Annotated in this window: 6 protein-coding genes and 1 tRNA gene; 4 read left to right on the top strand and 3 right to left on the bottom strand. The window is 49.1% G+C overall.

Going from position 1 to position 6,891, the window contains the following annotated elements; all coding sequences use genetic code 11:
- Positions 1–129 precede the first annotated feature (129 nt).
- From gshA to PN462_RS05710, 4 genes are all read left to right on the top strand, one after another.
- Positions 130–1,269: a glutamate--cysteine ligase gene (gshA, locus tag PN462_RS05695; RefSeq protein WP_443029078.1), complete on the top strand. Its 1,140-nt coding sequence runs from the start codon at positions 130–132 to the stop codon at positions 1,267–1,269.
- 151 nt (positions 1,270–1,420) lie between these two features.
- Complete coding sequence (locus tag PN462_RS05700) at positions 1,421–1,882, top strand: tRNA (cytidine(34)-2'-O)-methyltransferase (RefSeq protein ID WP_272127052.1); 462 nt, start codon at positions 1,421–1,423, stop codon at positions 1,880–1,882.
- Between the two features lie 899 nt (positions 1,883–2,781).
- Positions 2,782–4,875: a peptidoglycan DD-metalloendopeptidase family protein gene (locus tag PN462_RS05705; protein ID WP_272127053.1), complete on the top strand. Its 2,094-nt coding sequence runs from the start codon at positions 2,782–2,784 to the stop codon at positions 4,873–4,875.
- Between the two features lie 124 nt (positions 4,876–4,999).
- A tRNA-Met gene (locus PN462_RS05710) sits at positions 5,000–5,072 on the top strand.
- A gap of 102 nt (positions 5,073–5,174) precedes the next feature.
- Here the strand turns inward: PN462_RS05710 and queF are convergent.
- The 3 genes from queF to PN462_RS05725 all read right to left on the bottom strand — a co-directional run bounded on the left by queF (position 5,175) and on the right by PN462_RS05725 (position 6,570).
- Complete coding sequence (queF, locus tag PN462_RS05715; RefSeq protein WP_272127054.1) at positions 5,175–5,609, bottom strand: preQ(1) synthase; 435 nt, start codon at positions 5,607–5,609, stop codon at positions 5,175–5,177.
- 21 nt (positions 5,610–5,630) lie between these two features.
- Positions 5,631–6,074, bottom strand: coding sequence for a hypothetical protein (locus PN462_RS05720; protein ID WP_272127055.1), 444 nt, complete (start codon positions 6,072–6,074; stop codon positions 5,631–5,633).
- A gap of 127 nt (positions 6,075–6,201) precedes the next feature.
- Positions 6,202–6,570 (bottom strand): phasin family protein, encoded by a 369-nt coding sequence (locus PN462_RS05725; protein ID WP_272127056.1) that lies wholly within the window; start codon positions 6,568–6,570, stop codon positions 6,202–6,204.
- Between the last annotated feature and the right edge of the window lie 321 nt (positions 6,571–6,891).

A 6,891-nucleotide genomic window follows, 5' to 3' on the forward strand; every position in this document is an offset into this window, starting at 1 on the left:
CCCGACTCCCATCTCCCGACTCCCGACTCCCATCTCCCGACTCCCGACTCCCAACTAAAGACTTGCGGCGATAGACTCTCTCCCGTCACAATAAGAACAGTTCCCCTCATAACAAAGGATATCAAGCTCGTGCTGCTCTCCAAAGGTTTTGAAGTTGAAATGTACACTGGGTCGCCTCAAGGTGACATTATTGGGTTATCCGATCGCATTGTCCGAGACTTAGAAGGCTTTGTCCGTGAACCCGATGCCCGTAATGTTGAATATACCACCGCCCCCTATTGTGGTTATGACCGTCTTCTGTGTGCTTTAGTCAACCCAAGACAACACCTGCGGCAGTATTTGCGATCGCAAGGGGATTATACACTCATCCCAGGCAGTACCCTCTCCCTCGGAGGGGCGGATCAGTTTTATCGCTCTGACCCCAATAATCCCTACCATAGCTATATTGAGCAAACCTATCACACCGATGTGGTCACGGCCAGTATTCATATTAATGTAGGCATTAATGACCCCGAAATCCTCATGCGGGCCTGTCGTTTGGTTAGGGTGGAAGCCCCTCTCTATCTGGCATTGAGTGCGTCCTCTCCTTTTTTAGATGGACAGGTGACGGGGTATCATTCCACCCGTTGGGCCGTCTTCCCCCAAACCCCACCATTTGTCCCCCTATTCGCGGATCACGACCATTTTATCCAATGGACGGCCCAACAATTAGATCAAGGCACCATGCAAAATGTTCGCCATCTCTGGTGTTCGGTGCGTCCTAATGGGGACCGTCGTCCTTATAATCTCAATCGTCTCGAATTACGGATTTGTGATTTAGTGACTGATCCTATTAGCCTGTTAGCCATTACTGCGTTATTAGAAGCGCGTCTCCTACAATTATTGGCCAATCCCCAACTTGATCCCCTAAAACAGAGTAAATTGACTCCTGATGAGTTGGTGTCTCTGACGTTGGCCAATGAACAGGCCGTGGCCAAGCAGAGTTTAGACGCTTCTCTCCAACATTGGCAAGATGGCCAAACCCTTTTAGCACGGGATTGGATTGAACAACTCCGTCAGGAAGTGACTTTTATTGCCAAACCTAGGGGGTTAAGTTGTTTTATTTCTCCCATCCAACGGATTTTACGGGAGGGGAATACGGCCCAGCAATGGTTAACCCAGTATGAGGCCGGCCAGTCTCCTCAGCAGATTTTGAGCCAGGCCATTCAATCAACGGAGCAAATGGAACGGGATTTAGAAGATAAGCTCTGTCATTCCCAGGCTGCGTAGGATGTTTTTCTTTTACTGAGAAATCTGGATGCTAGGGCTAGATTTTCACAATACTTAACAAAAACTCATCATTGACGGATTCGGGTTTATCGCTGAAAGTCCCATTTTTTGCTGTTTTTAGGTATTTGACCCCTTGTTTGGGAAGTTGGTTATGTCACCGAAAATTGTTTTAGTTCATCCGCAGATTCCCCCCAATACGGGAGCAATTGCCAGGACTTGTGCGGCCACGGAAACGCCTCTCCATTTGGTTGCTCCTCTGGGGTTTGAGTTGAGCGATCGCTATTTAAAACGGGCAGGATTAGACTATTGGCCCCATGTTGATCTTCATCACCATGGAGATATAGACCAGTTTTGGGCTGCCCAAAAACCCCAAGGGGGGCAAGTTCTCGGTTTTACGGTGCGGGGGGAGGAGGATTATCACCAGTTTTCCTTTACGGGCAATGATTGGTTATTATTTGGCAGTGAAACCCAAGGGTTGCCCCCCTCGGTGTTGGAGCGTTGCGATCGCTTGATTCGGATTCCCATTAACCAGGAGAAAGTCCGCAGTTTGAATCTTTCGGTGAGTGTTGCGATCGCGCTCTTTGAAGCTCGTCGTCAATGCGGCCAACTCTAAAAAACTGCCGTCTTACCCCCCGCCCTTAATATAACTCAATAGTATTCTAGGGGTCTGGAGCAGGGAATGTTTAAATGGTTCATAGAAGCGTGAGCCGCTTTCGCTGTCTTCTCTGTCATTTTCCTTGATAGATATATAGAGATGAAGCGTTGCTCCCGTCCTTGAGATTGAGGGAAAAACGATGGATTCTCAGACTCATGGGAATTAAATCCCATTCCTCTTCACCCATGAGGGTCAAAATTTGATAAGAAATTTATATCAAACGGTAGGTTTTCTTCCGGTGGATCATCGTGGCAGTTTTGGACTCGGAGGGAAACGGTAAAACCTAGGAAAATCAGGGATTTCCAGCTTTTGCCCCCAAGAAAACAGGAGAAAATTGGGGGAAAAATGGGGGGATTCCCAGTGATTTATTTTTTTTTTCACTCTTGTCGTTTCGACCAGACTTAGCGTAGAGTACACAATCAATCGGTTTTTGGGATCACGCTGTACAAATCAAGCGGACCATCCGGAAAGCCGATCACGAGTCGGAATGTTAGTTCAGCAACCGTACTCTTGGGGAAATCCCCCACACTCTGGTTTTGACATTCAAGCCTTTTACAGGTTCAATTCCCAGAAGAAGAATTCAGAGTCTGTCAGTCTCATCCGTGTCATTCTTCTAGCCACTCACTCACCAGACAAATCACTTGATTGACTTGTCTAATTGAAAAAACCAGAGTACTCTTACCTAGTCAGGCAATTTCGCCAAAAATTTGGTAAAAATGGTTTTGGCAAAAATTGTCAGTGATTTCAATCACGATGACCAATCAAAGGTCAATCATCCATTACAAACTAGGAGGTCGTTGTTGAAACGCTCACTCACACACAAAAACCAAACTATTCCTCCCACATCGACGACAACTATGATTAAAGCGTCGAATCCTCAGAAAACGAACAATCAAGAAGCCGCCCGTCGCGCTCGCGCTACGGTACTCGGTTTAGCGGCTATCTCCGTGGGAGCAACTGCCGGAGTTTTCTTACCCAGTCAGGGAGAAGAGGTTCTTGCCACCGAACTTCGCGCCGCGAACTTATCTTATAATTCCAGTCCGAACAATAATGGCGAATCGGATATTCTCAATGCTGTCCCTCAAGTTACACCGGGAACCGTAGATGAGACAGTCGAGCAGACAGTCGAGCAGACAGTCGAGCAGACAGTCGAGCAGACAGTCGAGCAGACAGTCGAGCAGACAGTCGAGCAAGCAGAGGAACAAACCCCTGCTATCTCACCCGCTTTAATCAAGCACAGAGTCCAAACCGGAGAAACCCTTTGGCAACTCTCTCAAAACTACGGCGTTTCCCCGGAAGCGATCGCCGCATCCAATGAAATCCTCGCCCCAGAAAACCTATCCGTGGGGCAAACCTTAAAAATTCCTGCCATTGAGGGCATCGCCAAACCGCAGCAGGAAACAGCAACAGCACTCTCCACAAGCGAAACAGCCCCGGACGAAACTGAGGAAATTGCCTCAGCAAATTTAGAAAATTCCCCATCATCTAGGAACCCTGACGCTGCATCTTCAGACGTTCCCGCGCAACCCACCGTTGCCAACGAAGAACTCCCCGAATCAACCAACGCTGCATCTGCGAGCGAGGACTCCCCCGAAACGCCACTGTCCTCGACTCAAGAACAGCCCCCCGTGGCTATCAACACAACTGAGACTGAGCCAGAAGGCGAAAGCGCGATCGCTCGCATTCCCCAAAACAAAGCCGTCGCCACCCCGGACAAGGATTCTGTCGTTATTCCCGCCAATAGCGTCAAATCCCCCCAAGAGGCCGCCCAAGACAACCTCGTCGTCAGCCGCCTCGCCGTCACCGGATCAGTCTATCAAGTCCGCAGTGGAGATACCCTAGCCGGAATCGCCACCCGCTACGGACTCAGCGTAGAAGAAATCATGCAGGCCAACGGGATTAACAACCCCAACACCCTGCAAGTCGATCAAGAATTAAAACTCCCTCGCTCCGAAGCCGTGCGGGCCCAAGTCAGCCAAGCCCCCACCGTCATTCATAGCAGCTTAGAGGAAGACAACGAAGCCAGCCCCGCTTTATTAGCCCAAGCGGCGGATCAAGCCTTCGCCATCGAAGTGGACAGCGATCCCGTCATCACCAACCTGAAAGAAGAAGTGATGCAGTTACGGGAAGAATTCCGCGTACAGCGTCAACAAGAGCCAGAAGCTGAACCCGAAACTCGCGTCAGCGAAGCTCCTACCCCCAGCGAAAGCAACGCTCGTCCGGAAGAACCCGCGAACCCTGAATGGATTCGTCAACGGTTACAAAAACCCAACGAACCCGAAACCACCGTTTTCAACGTCCCCGTTGAAGATCGTCGTCAGCCCGAAGTGATTCGTCAGCAACCCACTCGCACCGAGTCAGCCAACCGCGAATCTAACAACAATTCAACCACGACTCAGACCACAGCAGAGAATCGCCCCAACGAACCCCGATTAATGGCGGCTGCTCCTGCTCCGGTTCAAGGGTATAACCGTCTATTACAACTCCCCTCTGGGCAAACCGTCGAGCCTCAAATTCCCCCCTTACCCGAAGGCGACCAGTTCTTACCGGAACGGCCTCAAGAGTTTAACGGCTATATGTGGCCCGCACGGGGAACATTAACCTCCGGTTATGGCCCTCGTTGGGGACGGATGCACAAAGGGATTGATATTGCCGCCCCCACTGGCACACCCATCTATGCGGCAGCTTCTGGGGTAGTGGAAACCGCAGGCTGGAATAATGGCGGGTATGGTAACTTAGTCGATATCCGTCATCCCGATGGCAGTATGACCCGTTACGCCCACAACAGCAAAGTTTTAGTCCGTAAGGGACAACGAGTTGAACAAGGCGATCAAATTGCCTTAATGGGTAGCACCGGATATAGCACCGGGCCTCACTTACACTTCGAGGTTCATCCCGCCGGACGGGGTGCAGCTAATCCCATGGCCTTTTTACCGAGTAATCGCAATTAAAACTCCTTTGTTGGAGAACCGATAGAGTGAGTTGGGGAGGTCAATGGCCTCCCCAACTTTTTTTATAAAAAAATGCCCCTATCTTGAAATGTTGTGTTATAATAGAAAACTGTGAAAGAAAAACGGCTCTGTAGCTCAGGGGTTAGAGCAGGGGACTCATAAGCCTCGTGTCGTGTGTTCAAATCACACCAGAGCCACTTTCAAAATCATCCACCCATTGCTTTGTTAGCAGTTGGGTGGATTCTTGTATTGAAGCCGGAAGTTATGGTCAAACCTGCCAATTGTACTGTAACGAGGGGTTAAGACGGGTTTTTGTGGTGTTCCACTTCAATCACCGTATGGACATTACCTCTAGGGTTGAAATCCCCTTTAATTTTAGCGTAGAGGGGGTCACAGGCCGCCACAAAATGGTCTAGGATTTCGTTAACGGCTTCTTCGTGGGGAATATAGCGATCGCGGAAACTATTAATATAGAGTTTAATCGCCTTGAGTTCCACCACCAGACGGTCCGGGCAATAAGTGAGATCAATCGTGGCAAAATCAGGATAGCCCGAAAACGGACATTTACAAGTAAATTCCGGTAACGTAATGTGAATATCGTATTTACGGCCAATGCGGGGATTTGGGAAGGTAATGAGTTCACCTTCAGCAATCTCCCGTTCACCATATTTTAACTCTGCGGTCGAATCAGAAGAAACAGTCGTATTGTGTAAATCGGGGGAAGATTGGGTCATGAGTGTGAGTCCTTCCAACAATTAGAACGGATTATCGTCAAAGTCATCCAACGGATTATACTCTGAATCCTCCGGGAAACCAGAGGAGGCTTCCCAGTCGGGACAAGAAGACGTTTCTGCACCATGGGGGTGCATCGCACAAACCAATAGAGTGCCATTATAAACCTGTCCGTGGTAATGTTGGCAGCCCTGGCAAGTTGGATGGTGGTCTGGGGTTGCTGGCCGATAGGTAGGGAGAGGGCCGTCTTCCTCATCAAAATAGTCGTAGTGGACAATCCGTTCTTCGTAGTAAATAAAAGTCGGTTCAAGAACCGTCTCCACAAACTGGTCAACCTCCTCTAGTAATGATTGACTAATTTCATCCGCGATCGCTTCTGCGGCCTCCTCCATATCTTGACACAACCGTTCAAAGTCAGTGGCAGCAACCTCCAACATTTCCCAAAATGCTTTAGACCAATCATCCATTGTTGTGTAACCTTCTCCTTCGTTAGCAATTCCTAATCTTGTTCGTAGTAAGCCTTTTAAGGCTTTCCCAGTTCATAGTAAACCCTTCAGGGCCTTCAGTTCGTAGTAAGCCCTTTAGGCGTGCAACTCATTGTTGTAAACGTCTTAACTCATCCTGTAACGCTTTCACCTGATCCCGCAAGTGATCCACCTCATCAGGAGGTTTCGTTGTACCGCTATCCTCCTCATCATCATCAAGAATTTCGATAGAACGAGGTTGTTGAGGTTGTTCCTGCCCTTGTTCGACAGTAGGTTGTTGCGCTTGACGGACAATATCATCCACAAAGCGACTCGCTTCCTCCGTCGTCATTTCTCCCCGTTGAACCATCTCATCAGCGAGTTTCTCCGCTTGGATGCGCAACTCCTTAAACTGTTCATTTGCCTTTTCTCCTGCATAGCTGGCCAGTCCGACCCCCAGATAAAAGGCTTTTTGAAACATATCTCCAAGACCCGGCATAATTTCGTAACTCCCTTACGAATCGTTAGCATTCCCTTTCAGCATAAAAGGGAAACTCCTCAAGTGACCACTTTTCCCAGAGTAATAGCATGAGTTGGTGGTCAAGATACACCATTTCCCCGTCTCCCACAATTGGGAAAAGAGAGTCGGTTGGGTGAAGCGCAGCGTAACCCAACTCCCCATGAGCTAGGGGCGACAGCCCCGCGCTCTATCCGACAGGGTGAGCGTCGGGAAGGATAGCCCGACAATTTGAGGATTCGATGTCCGAAAATTGTCAATCAGGAGTATTCTGTTTCTCGACATAAGATTTTAGTTGGGAAA

The organism is Spirulina sp. CS-785/01 (assembly GCF_028330525.1).
Lineage (GTDB): Bacteria > Cyanobacteriota > Cyanobacteriia > Cyanobacteriales > Spirulinaceae > JAQMSD01.

Coding starts and splice junctions, on each gene's coding strand:
- PN462_RS05700 (WP_272127052.1), top strand. CDS start 1,421: ATGTCACCGAAAATTGTTTTAGTTCATCCGCAGATTCCCCCCAATACG.
- PN462_RS05705 (WP_272127053.1), top strand. CDS start 2,782: ATGATTAAAGCGTCGAATCCTCAGAAAACGAACAATCAAGAAGCCGCC.
- queF (WP_272127054.1), bottom strand. CDS start 5,609: ATGACCCAATCTTCCCCCGATTTACACAATACGACTGTTTCTTCTGAT.
- PN462_RS05720 (WP_272127055.1), bottom strand. CDS start 6,074: ATGGATGATTGGTCTAAAGCATTTTGGGAAATGTTGGAGGTTGCTGCC.
- PN462_RS05725 (WP_272127056.1), bottom strand. CDS start 6,570: ATGCCGGGTCTTGGAGATATGTTTCAAAAAGCCTTTTATCTGGGGGTC.